The organism is Sporosarcina sp. ANT_H38, from assembly GCF_008369195.1.
Taxonomy (GTDB): domain Bacteria; phylum Bacillota; class Bacilli; order Bacillales_A; family Planococcaceae; genus Sporosarcina.
Genome location: NZ_VOBC01000001.1, coordinates 371,550 through 389,238, shown reverse-complemented (window position 1 = coordinate 389,238; position 17,689 = coordinate 371,550). Strand labels below are relative to the sequence as shown.

Sequence of the window (17,689 nt, the reverse complement as noted above, 5' to 3'; positions counted from 1 at the left end):
TTCCTCCTAAAAGCCTAATTTCTTGGTGAATCTAGTCAATCGCTCACCGAACAATTTCTGTGCGAGACCCGTTTTAAGGGATAGATAACCGTAAATAGCAGCACCTACAACTGCACAAATCATAATGTAGAGAAATGCGTGCATTTTACCATCTGCAGGACTGATTGCTGTCAGACCTTTTAGTGTAAATGTGACAGTTATAAACATAATGACATTTAGAATAACAATGAGAATTAGTCTTCTAAATACCATCTGGGACCTATAGTGAAGAACTTTTGTAATTATGGCTATATTTATGCCGACTGCAATTGTATAGCCAATTGCAGTCGCCAAAATGGCACCATTCGTTTCAAATAATTTGATGAGCGGTATATTTAGTACAAGTTTGAAAAATAATCCGAGCAACGAAGTGAAAACAATCCACTTATGTCGATCAATACCTTGCAGAATAGCCGCCGTCACCGTATATAAGCCAAATAAAATAGCGACCGGGGCATAATTTGCTAATATTTCTGCACCCATTGCATCTTTTTCATAAAGAAATTGATAAAACTCATTCGATAGTACGATTAATCCAATAACTATCGGTACCGTCAAGAACAGCATAATCTGATAGGTTTGATCAAGTGAAGTTGTAATCCCTTTTTGATTATTCTTTGCATAATAGCTTGTAATGACCGGAATAAGTGCCATCGAAAATCCTGTGGCAACCATGACTGGTATCATGACGATTTTATGCGTTAAAAAGTTCAACATCGACAAATAGATATCAGAAACCTTCGCAAAACCTATCGAAGACATCGCCTCGTTGAATGTAATCATATCAACGAATTGATAAAGGGGATTAATAACCCCAACTAGGACGAAGGGCAAAATATAAGCAAATACTTCTTTGTACATGTCTACGAATGAAATATCACTCGAAGAAGTACTATTCACAAGAAGATAGTCGAATTCCGGTTTATAACTTTTCCAATACTTGTACAGCACAGCGAGTCCTGCAAGCGCTCCAATAAATGCTGCAAACACTGCAAAATTAACTGCAGTTCTCGGTGATCCATGCATGAAGTTCACGACAATAAACGCTCCTGCCAGAACAACTATAATACGCACAATCTGCTCCACTAATTGCGAGACAGAAGTCGGCATCATCTTCTGGTTCCCCTGTAGGAAACCTCGCACGATACTCATAAGTGGAACAGCAAGCAACGCATAACTGACCCAACGAATGACGCCGGCAATCTCTTCTACTGTAAAGATTTGTTCATCGCTTTTACGAACTAGTTTCGCAATCGGTTCGGCTAAAAAATAAAGCGTTAAAAAAGACAATATACCTGTAAGTAACATCACAAGCATCCCTGATTTCAACAGCTTCCTTCCGGTTGCATAATCACCACGCGCATTATATTTTGCCACAAATTTGGAAATCGCAAGCGGTGCCCCTGATATCGCTATAGCTAACGCGATGTTGTAAGGGATATATGCATATTGATAGAGACCAACGCTTTCCTTCCCTACAATTGCATAAAACGGAATAACATACAAAAGTCCTAGTGCTTTTGAAATAAATAGCCCTATAGTAAGTACTGCTGTACCTTTTACAAGATTCGATGACATGTTTTATCCTTCCATTCTCCCTAAATCTATTTAACAGTTTACCCTATCGGCAACGCTTTTCACAATAAATATCCGTCATTTATGGATATTAGCGAAAAACACAAAGTGTAATTCCCATTATGTATGACGTTTTCTCCGAAAATGTATTGAGCGAAACGTACAGACTTGTGAAACTAAATGGGCAGTCGCCAAATATAAAATAGCAGAAATAGTCTAGTAGTGTTCGAATTCAAGAAAAATCAGGCTACCTTTCTCCACTGGATTATGGAGAAAAAGCAGCCTAAAGGTTGTTCTATTTGTCGAAATATTGACTACTGTACATATGCTAAGCATAGACGCCAAAGGAGTATTCATTGGAAACATTTATTTAATTTATATAGGTACGTTCAGTGTGGTTAATTTCGTTTCAATATAATTTGTTCGTTAGCAATTAGCACACCTTGCTTAAATCCTTCATAGTCAGGCTCCGTTGAGTTCAGGAAGCATGTAGTTGCAATTTTTTTTGCTATCGTTCTCCGGCCTTTTCGCACAACATCAAATCCTCCTGCATGGCTAATCAGTTTATTAAAGATGCGCTGGCATTCTTTTTGTTGAAATGCTTCATGTCTTATTTGTTCGTTCTCTGCGCTCGTTGGGTACGATTTCTCTTGATAACCAACTTGCTGACTTATTTGACCTTCAACTTCTTTATTTACTTCTTGAGTCATTCCGTAACCTCTCCCGATTCTTCGTCAAAGTAAATATACTCATGTACATTTAACTCTGCTTCTTCATTATTTCTATTTATTAAAAGCACTATCTCGAAATTGGTGAATCATTCCACAAGCATTCTTACTATATAAGTTAAAATAATGATACCATTCGCTCAGTTTTCATATATAATCATATGCTCAGTATATACGACGTTTCTTGAAATTTTTTTGTGAAATCAATTATAATTATACCACATGCAGTTGCTATGTTTTCTTCATTTTTACCGCATCCATTTTTTTTGATGATGCTGTGGTAAACTGATAGTTAATAATCCATTACCGAAAGGCTTGATAACAAAATGACTACTACTAATGTTGATATAGACGTCATCATCATCGGCGGAGGGCCATCAGGATTGATGGCTTCGATCGCTGCTGCTGAAGGTGGAAGGAAAGTTCTCCTTCTTGAAAAAGGTAAAAAACTCGGCACTAAATTGGCTATTTCTGGAGGCGGACGCTGTAACGTTACAAATCGTTTGCCACAAGAAGAAATCGTTAAAAACATTCCAGGCAATGGTCGATTTTTATACGGTCCCTTTGCCGTGTTCAATAATGAAGATATTATTTCGTTTTTCGAAGGTCTCGGTGTTGCATTAAAAGAAGAAGATCACGGTAGGATGTTTCCCGTTTCGAACAAAGCAAAAGACGTTGTTAATGCGTTGTTGGCAGAAATGGATCGATTAAATGTTGAAGTGAAACTAGAAACGCGCGTTAAAAAACTTTTGATGAATGAAGAGCAAATTTTAGGTGTCAGGTTGGATTCTGGCGAGGAAATTCGTTCTCATGCAGTCGTTGTTGCAGTCGGTGGAAAAGCAGTTCCCCAAACTGGTTCAACGGGAGACGGTTATCCATGGGCAGAAAAAGCCGGACATACCGTAACAGAACTTTATCCAACAGAAGTTCCTTTATTATCAAATGAGGCTTTCATTGTTTCAAAGGATTTACAAGGTCTTGCACTTCGTGATGTAGCAGTATCCGTTCTTAACGCCAAAGGAAAGAATCTTATCACACACCAAATGGACATGTTGTTCACTCATTTCGGCTTAAGCGGCCCAGCAATTTTGCGATGCAGTCAATTCGTGGTGAAAGAACGTATGAAAAATGGCAACAAACCCGTTGAAATGAGAATCGACTCTTTGCCCGCGTTGAATGAAGAGAAAGTATTCCAACTGCTCAATACCACATTAAAAGAGGATTCAACAAAAGCAGTCAAAAATGTGTTAAAAGGAATTGTCCCTGAACGTTGGATGCTGTTTCTATTCGACCGGGCAGGAATTGATCCATCTGAAACCGGTGCCCAAATGCAGGTAGAAAAAATACGCACATTAACGAAATTGTTGAAAGCTTTTTCAATGAACGTCAATGGTACACAGCCGCTTGAAAAAGCATTCGTCACTGGCGGCGGAGTCTCCGTAAAAGAGATCGTTCCGAAAACGCTAGGTTCTCGTAAGAAAGAAGGTCTTTACTTCTGCGGCGAAATTTTGGATATTCATGGTTACACTGGCGGTTATAATATAACTTCTGCACTTGTAACTGGCAGAATTGCTGGGATAAATGCAGGAGAGCACGCGACCACTAATCTATAATTTTAAAGTAATTTAAAAACACTTAGTAGAATCAATTTCACAATTACTTATTTCTTGTGTAAAGACGAACAGTATAATTCATCTATCAATTCATTGTACGCCAATCTTTCGGACTACTCTCGTTGAATGTAGCGGAAGGTGGCGACTCCTGCGGGAATAGCGCGAGCTGAAGACCCCGCAGGAGTGAAACGACGAGGAGGCTGAAGCCGTGCCCGCGGAAAGCGTCCACCTGAAGCGGAAATCAACATTGTTCGTTTTTCCCGTTTTATAACTCTATTATGAAATTGATTCAGTAAGGTGTTTTTTCCTCCACCCTACTTAACCATTGAGACATATAAGAAAAACCCCCTCAATTTCCGAAGGGGGTTTTTCTTATTAGCGAATTCTTTTACAAACTTGGTTCAATATCTATTTCGCGGTCGTTTAAAGGCTGAACTGGGCGATGATTGTCTTCGAAAATTTGACGGAATAAATCAATTTGTTCCTTAGACATTTCAATTGGCTGTTCCAAGACAATCCATTCCACTTCTTCTGAACATGGTGGAGTAGTCAAAGATCCTTCATAACGGAAAGTTTGCTTATTTTCTGGCAATAATCCCATTAAATCTATTGCTTCGGTAACTTTTACATCTTTAGTTGTTACTTCTTTAGGTAGGACATTCCATGCTTGCTCTAAAGCAGTGTTATCCACACCTTCTTTAATCATTAAACCGATAACGGCTAATTCATTATTCGCACTTTTATGCACTAAATGAAGTTCCATATCAAAACTCTGTCCGTTAAATTCGTGCTCGCTCGGAGTATGGAAATGGAATTGAGCTAACTTGTACTCTTCTCCGTCAACGACAATGGAATTATCTATTGCTGTTGGATTTCCTTGAATCGTATGACCATTGTTAGCTAAAGAAAAATTGGTTGGAGTATAGTTAAAATTCAACTCCTCAACTACGTCATCTTTCTCGGTTTTTGCCGTTTCGATGTTAATCGGAGACTGTTCCTCACCATTGGTACAAACGGCGTTGGTAGGATCTAAATCCCCCCAATATTCCGGACCAGTTTCTCCTTCATATGACCAATGAGCCGGTTCAACCTCTGTTGTTTGCTTCTCTTCTTGAACCTTTTGTGGAGCCTTATCTTCTTTCGGCACATCGGCTGTCTCAGAAGAACAAGCAGCTAGTGATAACAAAAGACAAGTAAACAAAATTGGATAAAAAACTTTTTTCTTCATCATCTGTAAAACCCCTTTTTCATTATACATTTGTAAATAAAATCTTTACTAATATATTTTACACTATTCAATGATCATTAAGATACATCCTTTTTCACTAAAAAACTTACATACTAAAATCTATTTCATGGTTAATGCTATCAACTATGTACTTTTATCATAGGTTTTATCAATTATCAACAGATAAAACCTATGATAAGCCTATTGTATATACAAAAATCCGCCGAAAGAGACGTAGCTCTTTCAGCGGATTTTTTACCCTACTGCAACAATATTAATCAGTCTACCTGGAATCGCGATGATTTTCTTGACTTCTTTACCTTCAAGAAGTGCTTTCACATTTTCATCTTCTAGAGCAAGCTTTTCAAGTTCATCCTTCGTAACGTCTTTCGATACGACGATTTTCGCACGCACTTTGCCGTTAAGTTGAACAGCCATTTCAACTGTATCGTCGACAAGTTTTGAAGCGTCAAATGTCGGCCATTGTTCATACGTAATCGTACTAGTATGACCTAACTTCTCCCATAGCTCTTCTGCAAGATGCGGAACAATAGGAGCTATCATCTTAACGAAACCTTCAACATACTCTTTCGGAATCGAATCGACTTTATAACCTTCATTAATGAACACCATCATCTGAGAAATCGCTGTATTATTGCGCATTCCTTCGAAGTCATCTGTCACTTTTCTCACAGTTTGATGGTAAACCTTTTCAAGTGACCCACCCGTTTTGCCACCAATTTTCGTACTAAGCGAGCCATCTTCATTGACAAGCAGACGCCAGATACGATCAAGGAAACGGCGTGCTCCGTCGAGACCATTTGTCGTCCATGGTTTCGAACCTTCCAAAGGCCCCATGAACATTTCATAGAGACGAAGTGAATCTGCCCCGTGTGAATGAACGATATCATCTGGATTAACTACATTGCCTTTTGATTTCGACATTTTCTCATTACCTTCACCAAGAATCATCCCTTGGTTGAACAATTTCTGGAATGGCTCTTTCGTGTGAACAACGCCAATATCGTACAACACTTTATGCCAGAATCGAGCGTAAAGAAGATGAAGAACTGCGTGTTCTGCGCCGCCAACGTAAATGTCAGCAGGTAACCAACGTTTCGCAAGTTCTGGATCGATAATCATTTCATCATTATCAGGATCGATGTAGCGCAAATAATACCAACAGCTACCCGCCCATTGTGGCATCGTATTCGTTTCGCGGCGCCCTTTCATACCTGTCACAGGATGCGTTACGTTCACCCATTCTGTAATGTTGGCAAGTGGTGATTCGCCTGTTCCACTCGGTTTTATATTATCTGTTATCGGCAATACAAGTGGTAAATCTGCTTCTTCAACAGGTGTCATTGTGCCATCTTCCCAATGTATAATTGGAATTGGCTCGCCCCAGTAACGTTGTCTTGAAAATAGCCAGTCACGCAGGCGGAAGGTAATTTTCTTCTCACCTTTGCCTTGTTCCATGAACCAAGCGATTGCTTTTTCGATGGCAGCCTCTTTCCCTAAACCATTCAGAAATCCGGAATTGATATGCTCCCCATCGCCCGTATAAGCTTCTGTTGAAACATCGCCGCCTGCGACTACTTCAATAATTGGTAGATTAAACTCTTTTGCGAACTCGTAATCCCGCTCATCATGTGCAGGAACCGCCATGATGGCGCCTGTGCCATAGGTAGCAAGTACATAGTCTGCAATCCAGATTGGCATTTTCTCGCCACTTGCTGGGTTAATCGCATACGCTCCTGTGAACACGCCAGTCTTCTCTTTTGCAAGATCTGTACGCTCAAGATCACTCTTCAATTTCACTTCGTTCAGGTATTTTTCAACTGCATCCTTCTGTTCAGCAGTTGTTACTTTTTCGACCAACTTCAATTCAGGTGCGAGTACTGCGTACGTCGCTCCAAAAATCGTATCCGGACGTGTCGTGAATGCTTCAAACGACAGATCTGTCCCGTCGATTTCGAACGTCAGCTGTGCACCTTCAGAACGCCCAATCCAGTTACGCTGCATATCTTTCAAACTTTCTGGCCAGTCAAGTTCATCAAGGTCTTCAAGAAGGCGATCTGCATAATTCGTAATACGCAATACCCATTGACGCATCGGGCGACGCTCAACCGGGTGCCCACCACGTTCTGACTTACCATCGATTACTTCTTCATTCGCAAGAACAGTACCTAGTGCGGGGCACCAGTTAACAGCAACTTCGTCAACGTAAGCTAAGCCTTTATTGTAAAGTTGGATGAAAATCCATTGCGTCCACTTGTAATAAGATGGATCTGTCGTATTAATTTCACGATCCCAGTCATAAGAAAAACCAAGATCATTCATTTGACGTTTGAATGTAGCGATATTTTTCGCTGTGAATTCGACAGGATCATTGCCTGTATCAAGCGCGTATTGCTCTGCTGGAAGACCAAATGCATCCCAGCCCATCGGATGCAGGACATTAAAACCTTGCTTCCGTTTGAATGAACTCAAAATATCTGTCGCGATATAGCCAAGTGGATGCCCGACGTGAAGCCCCACACCTGATGGATACGGGAACATATCCAGCGCAAAAAACTTCGGTTTAGACGGATCGTCCTTCATTTTGTACGTTTTATTGTCTTTCCAGTATTGTTGCCACTTCTTCTCAATTTGTCCGTGATTATAACTCATTTACAATTCCTCCATTTCAAATCAATCGCGCCTCGGCGTAATTATTGCATCCAAATTTTGAATCGAGATTGCGGCCTGCACGGGGGAAGGATTGAACTGCATCCATCCTTGTTGCGACAGGACGTGGCGCATTTAGGTTGCCTTCGTTTATTTTCATTCAGCCGGTGCATGAACACCAACAGAATGAAAATAAAAAAACTCCCGTCCCTTAAAAAAATAAGGGACGAGAGTAATATAATTCCCGCGGTGCCACCCAAATTGACGGAAAAACCGCCCAACTTGACTCCTTAACGCGGAAAAACGGCACGGGCTAGTAATAATAAATAATTCACCAATGCAGGCTCCAAGGCGAGTTCATCTCTGTCGTACAGGCTTCCACCAACCGCCTGCTCTCTAAAATCGACAGCAAAGATTACTATTCCTCATCAATGCCAAAGCTATTGCTATTAGTTTACCCGAATCGTGTCATTTTAACAACAATCATTTTACGCCTTCAATAACATCCTTCACAATTAACACCGCTTCTGTCGAATCAATGACTTGCTGAATTGTGAACCCCTCAAATACTTCTTTCAATTCAAGTCCTTCTGCTGTCACGTCAATTAATGCACGTTCTGTAATAATTTTATGAACGACTGCTTTCCCCGTTAAAGGCAGTGAACATTCTTTCTTAATCTTCGAGGAGCCGTCTTTCGCAACGTGATCCATAATGACAATGATTTTTCGCGCACCATGAACAAGATCCATTGCACCGCCCATACCTTTGATCATCTTTCCAGGAATCATCCAGTTAGCCAAATCCCCTTTTTCAGAAACTTCCATTGCGCCAAGTATGGCAACGTCGACATGTCCTCCGCGAATCATCGCGAACGATTCAGCACTGTTAAAGTATGCCGAACCTGGAATAGAGGTAACCGTTTCTTTTCCCGCGTTAATCAGATCCGGATCAACTTCATCCGAAGTCGGATAAGGTCCAATGCCCAGCAATCCATTTTCAGATTGAAGTACGACCGTTTTATCAGGCGATATATAGTTAGCAACGAGCGTCGGCATGCCAATCCCAAGATTGACGTAGTTACCGTCTTCAATTTCTTTTTCAGCCCGTCTTGCGATTCGTTCCCTTACATTCACTTCTCCCATATCACAATTCCCCTTTCCTTAGCGAGTCGTCAGACGCTCAATTCGTTTTTCTTGTTGTGCCTCCAGAAGTCCTTGCACATAAATGCTTGGTGTATGAATAGCCATTGGATCAAGATCGCCCGTTTCCACGATTTCCTCCACTTCCGCAATTGTGAATTTCCCAGCAGCCGCCATCATCGGATTGAAGTTTTGTGCGGTTTTATTGTAAATTAAATTACCGAATTTGTCGGCTTTTGCTGCACGAATAAGTGAGAAATCTGCACGAAGCGCACCTTCAAGAACATACTCTTTACCGTCAAAAATACGGATTTCTTTCCCTTCCGCAACGAGTGTTCCAACACCGGCCGGTGTGAAAAATGCAGGTATACCAGCTCCACCTGCGCGAATCTTTTCTGCAAGTGTTCCTTGGGGTGTCAACTCGACTTCAACCTCACCAGATAGTACTTGGCGTTCGAATTCTTTATTCTCGCCAACATATGAGCCTATCATTTTCTTAATCTGTTTATTCTTCAATAGAAGTCCAAGTCCCCACTCGTCGACTCCACAGTTATTTGAAATAACCGTTAAGTTTTTCACACCTTTGTCAACTAGAGCTAAAATGAGTTGTTCCGGAATTCCTACTAATCCAAATCCCCCAACCATTAATGTTGCACCATCTTCAATCTGTGCAACCGCCTCTTTCGCTGATGAATAAATCGGTTTCATTTTACATCCCCCTTTTGAATCGTTCGAAAATTACGTAAAAATCCTTCTCCTTAATTAAATCAAACTCTATCGAATGTTGCAACGATAGTAGCGCACAGAACAAAAGTGAAAGTGCCTGTTCAACATGAACGCAGCCTAACTGTACCGCGTCCTGCGCAACAGCGCAGGATCTACATCCTGTGGGTCTCCGATCCTCTAGGCACTGAAGTCTAGACGTGAAATAGATTCTTTTGTCTGTTATCCCCAGACCGAGACCTTTATTATTTTACAAAAAAATCGGAAAGCCTATAAACGGCTTTCCGATTTAATGACCAGCTTTTTTAATAGGCCGGTCGTATAGCAAACTGGTGATGATTGGAATGATCATAAATGCCGTCAAAATTAATAGCATCACTTGCATACCATATTGGTCAGCCAGAATTCCCCCAATGAATGGCCCGAACATCCGACCCATTGTCGCGAAGGAATTGACGATTCCCTGATAAAACCCTTCCCTTCCTTTAGGAGAAAGCTGGCTCGCAATGGTTGGTACAGCTGGCCAGACAAACATCTCTCCAAATGTCACAATAACCATTGCGACAATGAACATTGTGAATGATGCTGCAAAACTAACTACGATATAAGAAATACTGAAAATAATAATCCCGATAATTATTTGCGTTTTTATCTTATTCTCAAGCCTGGATATGACAGGCTTAATAATTGGTTGCCCAATAACAATCAGCAGTCCATTTATCGTCCAGAGTAAACTATATTGTTTCAATGAAATGCCAAGTGATAATGAGTGCGTAGAAATTGTCGTCATCCACTGAGAATAGACGAGCCACATAATCAGATAACCACTTGAAATAATAAGTAGTGCATAAAAAGGTGCTTTTTGACGAATTTTCTTGTTCTCTTTAATGACACTTGTGTGACGATCAGGCGCAATTTCAAGTTTGCGATAACCGAAGAAAGCGATAAAGAAAAATATGACATAAAACACTAAATTCGCGGGAAAAATATAGTCAATACTAATAGATGCGACAAGTCCCGCTAGGGCTGGTCCAATCGCCACACCGACGTTCTGAGCAAGGTAAATCGAGTTAAAAGCTTTCCTTCCACCCTCCGGCCATAGTGTTGCGACCATCGCATACATACTCGGAAAAATAAGGCCCCCACTAAAGCCGAGGAGCGTCAAAAACCAAATATATGGTTGCCAATCATGCCAAAATACAAGGCCAACCAAAGTAATAATCGAAATAATGATCCCAGCCATAATGGATTTGAATCCACCTATTCGGTCAAATAAGTAACCACCAAGCAAGTTGCCCACGACACCTGCCCCGGCATTCGCCATTAGCACAAGTCCAGCGACTGAAAGTGATTTCCCTAAATAATCGTGCATATAAATCGTATTAAGTGGCCATAGAAAAGAGTTACCCATGACATTTATAAACATCCCAATCACAAGAAGCCACACTTTTTTAGGCATACCATCCGTCTCCCCGTTCATACATGAAGTTAGTAAGATTGTATGACTATCTCCACTTTCAGACAAGTCAATCAGAAAAAGTTCCATAATTCAGATGATACTATAACGGAAAAACATGATACAATTAGCTGTTAGAGGAGTGAATAAAATGGACAACTTAAACTTACCTTTCCCTACAGAAGGGAAACGCTATCATACATGGTCACGTCACTTGAAAGATGAATTCGGATTCAAAGTAATGAAAGTTGCGCTTGACGCAGGGTTTGATTGCCCGAACCGGGACGGCACGGTTGCGTTTGGTGGCTGTACGTTTTGCAGTGTTGCAGGATCTGGAGATTTCGCTGGAGACCGCGTTGATCCGATTGATGTCCAATTCGCAGAAATCAGCGAGAGAATGCATAAGAAATGGAAAGACGGCAAATACATGGCGTATTTCCAAGCCTATACGAATACACACGCACCACTTCCAAAGCTAAAAGAGAAATTTGAAGCGGCACTCGCGCAAGAAGGTGTCATCGCGTTATCAATTGCAACTCGTCCAGATTGTTTACCTGATGATGTCGTTGACTATTTGGCCGAGTTAAATGAACGCACTTATTTGTGGGTTGAACTTGGCTTGCAAACGGTCCATGAAAAAACAGCTAAGCTCGTCAATCGCGCGCATGATTTCGCTTCGTATGTTGAAGGGGTCGAAAAACTGCGCAAGCGCGGCATCCGTGTTTGCACGCATATCATTAACGGTCTACCACTTGAAGATTACGACATGATGATGGAAACAGCACGTGAAGTTGCGAAATTGGATGTTCAAGGTATTAAAATTCATTTGCTTCACTTATTAAAAGGAACGCCAATGGTGAAGCAATATGAAAAAGGGCACTTGGAGTTTCTCACAAAAGATGAATATATTAATCTTGTCGTAGACCAACTTGAAATCCTGCCGCCAGAAATGATTGTCCACCGCATCACAGGTGATGGTCCGATTGAATTGATGATTGGTCCGATGTGGAGCGTTACGAAATGGGAAGTGTTGAATGGCATCGACAAAGAACTCGAACGTCGAAACAGCTGGCAAGGGAAACATTATGCAGGGGCGGTCGAAATGACTTGAAGCTACATCGCATCCTTCCTTTTGCAAGACAATTTTTTAATGAAACCGTTCATGCTGGAGAAACTGTTGTCGATGCAACAACCGGAAACGGGAACGATACAATCTTTTTAGCTGATCTTGTCGGTGAAACCGGACATGTTTTAGCGTTCGACATTCAACAAGCCGCACTCGACACGACAGCCGAAAGACTTGGTGATTTAAGTGAACGCGTATCACTCATATTGGATAGTCATGCCAATGTCGAAAAATATGTCAATGGGCAAATTGGCTGTGCAGTTTTCAATCTTGGTTATTTGCCGCATAGTGAAGATTTGACTATTGTTACAAAAGCCGATTCAACAATCCAAGCGATCGATACGATGCTCCGTTTGCTGAAAAAAGGCGGAATCATCGCAGTCTCTGTCTATGATGGGCATGAAGGCGGCGGAGAAGAACGGGATGCACTTCTTGCTTACGTGAAAAATCTGCATCAAGCCGATGTCCATGTGATTCGTTATGAAATGATCAATCAGCGAAACAATCCTCCGTTTCTTATTCTCCTTGAAAAGATGAAGGAATTTGAGACAGTCAAACGTGTTGATTGATAGGAAAAAAGATGCTTTGAATTTACTCAGCTAAATGAGCCAAATATAAAACCCCCTTCACTCACATGACTTGAAATAAAAAAAACGGCCTGAACTCCAGAAAATGGGAGTTCAGGCCGTTTTTCAAAAATCCTTAAGCGGGTTTCCCCATGCTACGCTCTAGTTGTTTTACTCCTCAGGATATAACTCAAGAAACCTCTCAAACCAACTGCAGATCCAACTGTGAAAGGTGGTACGACCTCCAAAGTTTGCAACACTCATAAACAAACTTAGTATTTCCAAGAAAAGCGAACTTGTTGAATATGCCATGAAGTTTAAATTACTAAAATAACTGTTCTCTTGATAGTAACGACTTTCAACAAGTTGGCCTTACTTGGTTTCTAGTTCCCTTTACTTTAAATTGAAGAGTAATAAAAAGACCAGAGAAACTTTTGGTTTCTTCTGGTCTTTTTTTATATTCCAATTAAAACAGGTCCCCGTTGAAGTACTTTAGTGAAGTTGCGGCAATAATTCCTAGTATGCTTCAAGTATTTTTTCCTATCGTATCAGAAATAGTAAACTGGTTGATTATCATGGCTAATAGTGTCAGCTGATAACTGCCTGCTCGGGTTGGTTTGGTCAACTTTAAATCGAACAAATTTTATAACGTCTGCAATCTGTACTCTAACTGACTTTTATAATCGAGCGTACTGTGGATACTAATTTTAGTCTACCAGTTTACGTAATCATTTAGTTCAAGTACCAGCGGGTCAAGACTGTAAAAGTGCACGCTGTTCATGAAATCTGCCTTGACAACTTTGAACAGTCAGCAATGTTATTCGGTCAGTCACCCACCTTATTAATCCGCTTCTAACTAACCTTCAATAATCACACAAAAAAGCACTCGGGCCCGCTGTTTTAAAATCTGCATTCGCCATAAATGCAATTAGTTGACGAGCTGTCTGTTTCGCACTGCTTAACAACCCTTTTCCCTTAGAATTATATACCTTTGCCCAAAATTTTGTGAAATCGCGGCAAAAACTTCTTTTGTGCTTCAAGCATTTCATCGAGTATTTTTTTGCCTATCGTATCAGACGTAACGAGTGGGTTGATTATCATAGCTACTAGTGCTTTCTGGTAATCCCCAGTTACTGCAGCCTCGCATGCTGTGCGTTCAAATGATTTTATTTGCTGTACAAGTCCCCTTACTGGTACTGGCAGATCTCCTATAGCGATAGGTTTTGGTCCACTTTTCTTAATAACACAATTTATTTCAACAGCAGAATTATTAGGAATACTAGCGATAGCGCCTTGGTTAAGAGTGTTAACCGTTTGGATATCACCTTTATCATTATATATGGAGTCAATCAAACTACAGGCAGCATCACTGTAATAGGCGCCTCCACGCTTTTCCAATTGTTCAGGTTTTCCTCGTAAATTCTCGTCTTTATAAAGGTCAAAAAGTTCTTCTTCTAGATTTTGAACTACCTCTGCACGTGTGCCTACCCCTTTTGCACTTCTTATCTCTTCTAAAAGCATTTCATGAGTCTTATAGTAATATCGGTGATAGGGGCATAGGAGAATGTTTAATGCTTTTTGAAAATCTGGTTCCCAATCTAGCTCTGCAATATTTTTCATAGTAATGGAACGCTTGTTAGAAGCAATTGCGTTCATCGCGTTGTCAGTAACTCGCTTACCATCTATATATATATCTAAGCCGAAAACCATATGATTTAACCCAGCAAAATCTATATGAATACGTTCCGGCTCTACTTCAAGAGATTTAGCTACTGCCCTTGTCATCCCAATCGGTACATTGCATAACCCCACCGCCCTTCTCCAGTTCGAATGGCGATAAATCGCTTCCATTATCATCCCTGCAGGATTTGTAAAATTAACCAACCATGCGTTTGGACATAATTCTTCCATTTCATTCACAATATCAAGTATTACCGGAATCGTTCTAAGTGCGTTAAACAAGCCCCCTGGACCGTTTGTCTCTTGGCCAATCACTCCATATTTAAGTGGGATTTTTTCATCCATCACTCTCGCTTGCAGTCCTCCAACTCTTAGTTGAGTTGTAACAAAGTCAGCATCTTTCAAAGCTAGTTTACGGTCCAATGTTAAATGTATTTTCATAGGGATGTTTGCTTCTTTAACCATTCTTTTAGCCAAAGCTCCGACTATACCAAGTTTTGTCTCCCCTTCTAGAATATCGACTAGCCATAATTCTTTTATCGGGAGAGTGGCGTACCTTTTAATAAAACCTTCAATTAACTCTGGTGTATAACTAGATCCACCACCGATTGCAACAATTTTCAGTCTTTCTTTTTCAAGCATATTCAATTGCTCCTTTCAATTAAAGAGAATATGAGTGCTTGTAATCTGCATTTCTTATCCATGTCTCACTGTTTTTTGATTAAGATGGTGTACTAAAGCACCCACAAGACCGGAATCGTTTTTAAAATAACAAAGATCTATTTTAATATCAAAGAATTCGTTTAGCGAATCTATTTTACTTGTTAACTCGTCTAAGAATAGTTCCCTAGCTGTTATTCCACCGCCAATCAACACTTTTTCAGGATTAAAAATAGACGTAATGTTATAGATTCCAATGGCTAAATTCTGATAAAAGGTGTCAACCAGTTCGCTTGCAAAAGGATCCTTTGCATCAAAGTCTTGAAATATTCGTTCACCAGACACTTCACACAGTGGCATGGAATAATGATTGGCATATTTTTTTCGAAGGATCGACATCGAGGAAGTACGACCCATGCGTCCTTCTAATGGTGTTCTATGATTCATATCCTCCGTGATTATGTAACCGAATTCACCTGCCCGAAATGAGTGACCACCATACAACTCTCCATTTATAATAAGTGAGCCACCTATACTGGTCCCGATTGTTATGCAGATAAAATCTTTGAGTCCCTTTCCATTTCCTAGCCATTGCTCTGCTAGCGCAACACAATTAACATCGTTTTCTATCGTGACTGATACATTAAATTCATCTTCAAGGATACTTTTCAAATGGAAGTCATCGAAAAACTTTATCGCTCCACCTTTTTCAATATATCCTGTCGCAGAGTCAATAAATCCTGGTGCACTAATACCGATTCCCTTTACTACATTCTTATGGCTAATGATTATGTTACGCATACCTTGTAAAACGGAATCATCATGAACATCAAGTACCTCAAAATGATTCTTGGATAGTATCTTCCCCTCTTGATTTAGAATCCCCCATTTCACATGAGTCCCACCGATATCAAACAGTAAATACCTCTGTAGTTCCATGTGCATGTCTCCTCTATTTAACATACTTTCTAGTTTAAACGATGTTCATACTTTCCTATCTTAACTACAAAATACGCACAAGTACTTATACCATAAAAGAAAGTAATACCGGGAATAAATTGAGTAGCAAGCAGTAGAATTACTAAGATAAGCATATACCCCACATTTTCTCTAGGTTGCAAAAAAACAAATGAAAAAGCTCGTTTTATTTGAAATAGGCTTGATTTGTCAATCTCAAAGTAGTGAAAGAAATGAATTATCCCAAGAATCGTTAATCCCAGCACCCCAATGACTGTTACTTGCACATAAATACCAACATTCGGAATAATGAACAAGTTGCTTGCTACCAAGAACAACATGGTTTGCCATATCAATCCCGCTTGGTTGATGGCCCTAAATGAAGAAACAAAGATCGTTTTAAATTTGTGAAAAGCCTCTCTAGCGGACAGTTCTTCTGCATCTTTGAACATCGTTAAAAGGGCATATGTTGCTGGAAAAATCCCAAAAACGATTAGACCGCATAAGGTGAACAACAGCCATAACATTTGTAAATAAGCAAACCAATAGATCTTCTGTAAAGCCAATGCATATTTAGACAACATAAGATCCAACTGCCTCACCACCATTCTAAAAAGAATCTATTTGTGTCAAAATAAACGTATTTTTCATCCTTTAACAGATCCAGCAACCATGCCTTTCATGATTTGTTCTTGGAAAATCAGATACATAACAATCGTAGGGACAACTGCAACCGTCATGGCTGCCATGGTTAATACATAGTCTGTACTGAATCCGTCTGAAAAAATGGCTAGACTCAGAGGTAGTGTTTTTAACGATGAATCATTAATGAATACGAGAGCAAAAACAAACTCGTTCCAGTATCGTAAAAACGACAAAATGGCTACGGTAGATAATGCTGGCACCGATAAAGGAAGCATCATTTTGAAAAATATCCCCCAATAACCTGACCCATCTATAATCGCAGCTTCCTCAAGCTCTTTAGGAATCGTCGTCATATAAGCTACTGTTAAAAAGATAGCAATTGGAAGTTCGAATGCAGTATATGGAAGAATAAGTGCCCAGTAGGTATCCAATAAACCAACTAAATTCATCATAGTGAATAAAGGCACTAATGTACTATGAATGGGAATTAACATACCAAGTAAAAAGAATACAATTAAAAAACCTTTCAATTTAAATGTGAAACGCGATAAAGCATATGCTGTAAGAGCACCTAAAAACACGGTTAACAATGTGGCACTTACTGTAACAATGGTTGAATTTATCATGGCACGACCTAAATCTGCCACTTCCCATGCTCTGACGATATTTTCAAACACCCAGGTTGATGGAAGAGAATAAGGGTCTGAAAAAAACTCATCATTTGTTTTAAATGCACTTGTTATTAACCAATACAGTGGATAGACCATCAACAATGAAATAATCGTTAGAAAGATATTTTTAATAACTGTAAATATTATGTCTTTCAATCTATTAACTAAAGATGAATGGTCATCACTTGTTAACAAGTTTGTCTTCATTTCCT

15 protein-coding genes and 1 other annotated feature are annotated in these 17,689 nt (G+C 40.0%); of the genes, 3 read left to right on the top strand and 12 right to left on the bottom strand.

Going from position 1 to position 17,689, the window contains the following annotated elements:
* Positions 1-6: 6 nt before the first annotated feature.
* A complete protein-coding gene (locus FQ087_RS01955; RefSeq protein ID WP_149578878.1) occupies positions 7-1,617 on the bottom strand; it encodes a putative polysaccharide biosynthesis protein in 1,611 nt (536 codons plus the stop codon).
* Positions 1,618-2,012: 395 nt separating this feature from the next.
* Positions 2,013-2,324, bottom strand: a complete 312-nt coding sequence (locus FQ087_RS01950; RefSeq protein ID WP_149578877.1) for a hypothetical protein — start codon at positions 2,322-2,324, stop codon at positions 2,013-2,015.
* Between the two features lie 344 nt (positions 2,325-2,668).
* On the opposite strand from FQ087_RS01950, the gene FQ087_RS01945 reads away from it, so the two are divergent.
* Positions 2,669-3,955, top strand: coding sequence for a BaiN/RdsA family NAD(P)/FAD-dependent oxidoreductase (locus tag FQ087_RS01945; protein WP_149578876.1), 1,287 nt, complete (start codon positions 2,669-2,671; stop codon positions 3,953-3,955).
* Between the two features lie 388 nt (positions 3,956-4,343).
* Here FQ087_RS01945 and FQ087_RS01940 read toward each other — a convergent pair whose 3' ends face one another.
* The 5 genes from FQ087_RS01940 to FQ087_RS01920 all read right to left on the bottom strand — a co-directional run bounded on the left by FQ087_RS01940 (position 4,344) and on the right by FQ087_RS01920 (position 11,175).
* A complete protein-coding gene (locus FQ087_RS01940) occupies positions 4,344-5,186 on the bottom strand; it encodes a carbonic anhydrase (protein ID WP_149578875.1) in 843 nt (280 codons plus the stop codon).
* 252 nt (positions 5,187-5,438) lie between these two features.
* Positions 5,439-7,856 (bottom strand): leucine--tRNA ligase, encoded by a 2,418-nt coding sequence (gene leuS, locus FQ087_RS01935; protein WP_149578874.1) that lies wholly within the window; start codon positions 7,854-7,856, stop codon positions 5,439-5,441.
* Positions 7,857-8,072: 216 nt separating this feature from the next.
* Positions 8,073-8,294 (bottom strand) — a binding site (T-box leader).
* A gap of 42 nt (positions 8,295-8,336) precedes the next feature.
* Complete coding sequence (locus tag FQ087_RS01930) at positions 8,337-8,996, bottom strand: 3-oxoacid CoA-transferase subunit B (RefSeq protein WP_149578873.1); 660 nt, start codon at positions 8,994-8,996, stop codon at positions 8,337-8,339.
* A gap of 18 nt (positions 8,997-9,014) precedes the next feature.
* Positions 9,015-9,701, bottom strand: a complete 687-nt coding sequence (locus FQ087_RS01925) for a CoA transferase subunit A (protein WP_149578872.1) — start codon at positions 9,699-9,701, stop codon at positions 9,015-9,017.
* 304 nt (positions 9,702-10,005) lie between these two features.
* Entirely contained in the window at positions 10,006-11,175 is a 1,170-nt protein-coding gene (locus tag FQ087_RS01920) for an MDR family MFS transporter (protein ID WP_149578871.1), read from the bottom strand.
* 148 nt (positions 11,176-11,323) lie between these two features.
* Between FQ087_RS01920 and mnmL the strand changes: the two genes are divergently transcribed.
* Both mnmL and mnmM read left to right on the top strand, forming a co-directional pair.
* The gene (gene mnmL, locus FQ087_RS01915) at positions 11,324-12,283 is read left to right on the top strand and encodes a tRNA modification radical SAM protein MnmL/YtqA (RefSeq protein ID WP_149578870.1); all 960 of its coding nucleotides are present in this window, start codon (positions 11,324-11,326) and stop codon (positions 12,281-12,283) included.
* Positions 12,280-12,867: a tRNA 5-(aminomethyl)-2-thiouridylate-methyltransferase MnmM gene (gene mnmM, locus FQ087_RS01910; RefSeq protein WP_149580714.1), complete on the top strand. Its 588-nt coding sequence runs from the start codon at positions 12,280-12,282 to the stop codon at positions 12,865-12,867. The genes mnmL and mnmM overlap by 4 nt, the downstream gene beginning before the upstream one ends.
* A gap of 709 nt (positions 12,868-13,576) precedes the next feature.
* Here the strand turns inward: mnmM and FQ087_RS23280 are convergent.
* From FQ087_RS23280 to FQ087_RS01880, 5 genes are all read right to left on the bottom strand, one after another.
* The gene (locus tag FQ087_RS23280) at positions 13,577-13,672 is read right to left on the bottom strand and encodes an IS3 family transposase (protein WP_370456057.1); all 96 of its coding nucleotides are present in this window, start codon (positions 13,670-13,672) and stop codon (positions 13,577-13,579) included.
* 173 nt (positions 13,673-13,845) lie between these two features.
* A complete protein-coding gene (locus tag FQ087_RS01895) occupies positions 13,846-15,186 on the bottom strand; it encodes a 6-phospho-beta-glucosidase (protein WP_149578869.1) in 1,341 nt (446 codons plus the stop codon).
* Positions 15,187-15,240: 54 nt separating this feature from the next.
* On the bottom strand, positions 15,241-16,143 hold the full coding sequence (locus FQ087_RS01890) for an ROK family protein (RefSeq protein ID WP_188006611.1): 903 nt from the start codon (positions 16,141-16,143) through the stop codon (positions 15,241-15,243).
* Between the two features lie 29 nt (positions 16,144-16,172).
* A complete protein-coding gene (locus tag FQ087_RS01885) occupies positions 16,173-16,745 on the bottom strand; it encodes a DUF624 domain-containing protein (RefSeq protein WP_255452260.1) in 573 nt (190 codons plus the stop codon).
* 63 nt (positions 16,746-16,808) lie between these two features.
* Complete coding sequence (locus FQ087_RS01880) at positions 16,809-17,684, bottom strand: carbohydrate ABC transporter permease (RefSeq protein ID WP_149578866.1); 876 nt, start codon at positions 17,682-17,684, stop codon at positions 16,809-16,811.
* Between the last annotated feature and the right edge of the window lie 5 nt (positions 17,685-17,689).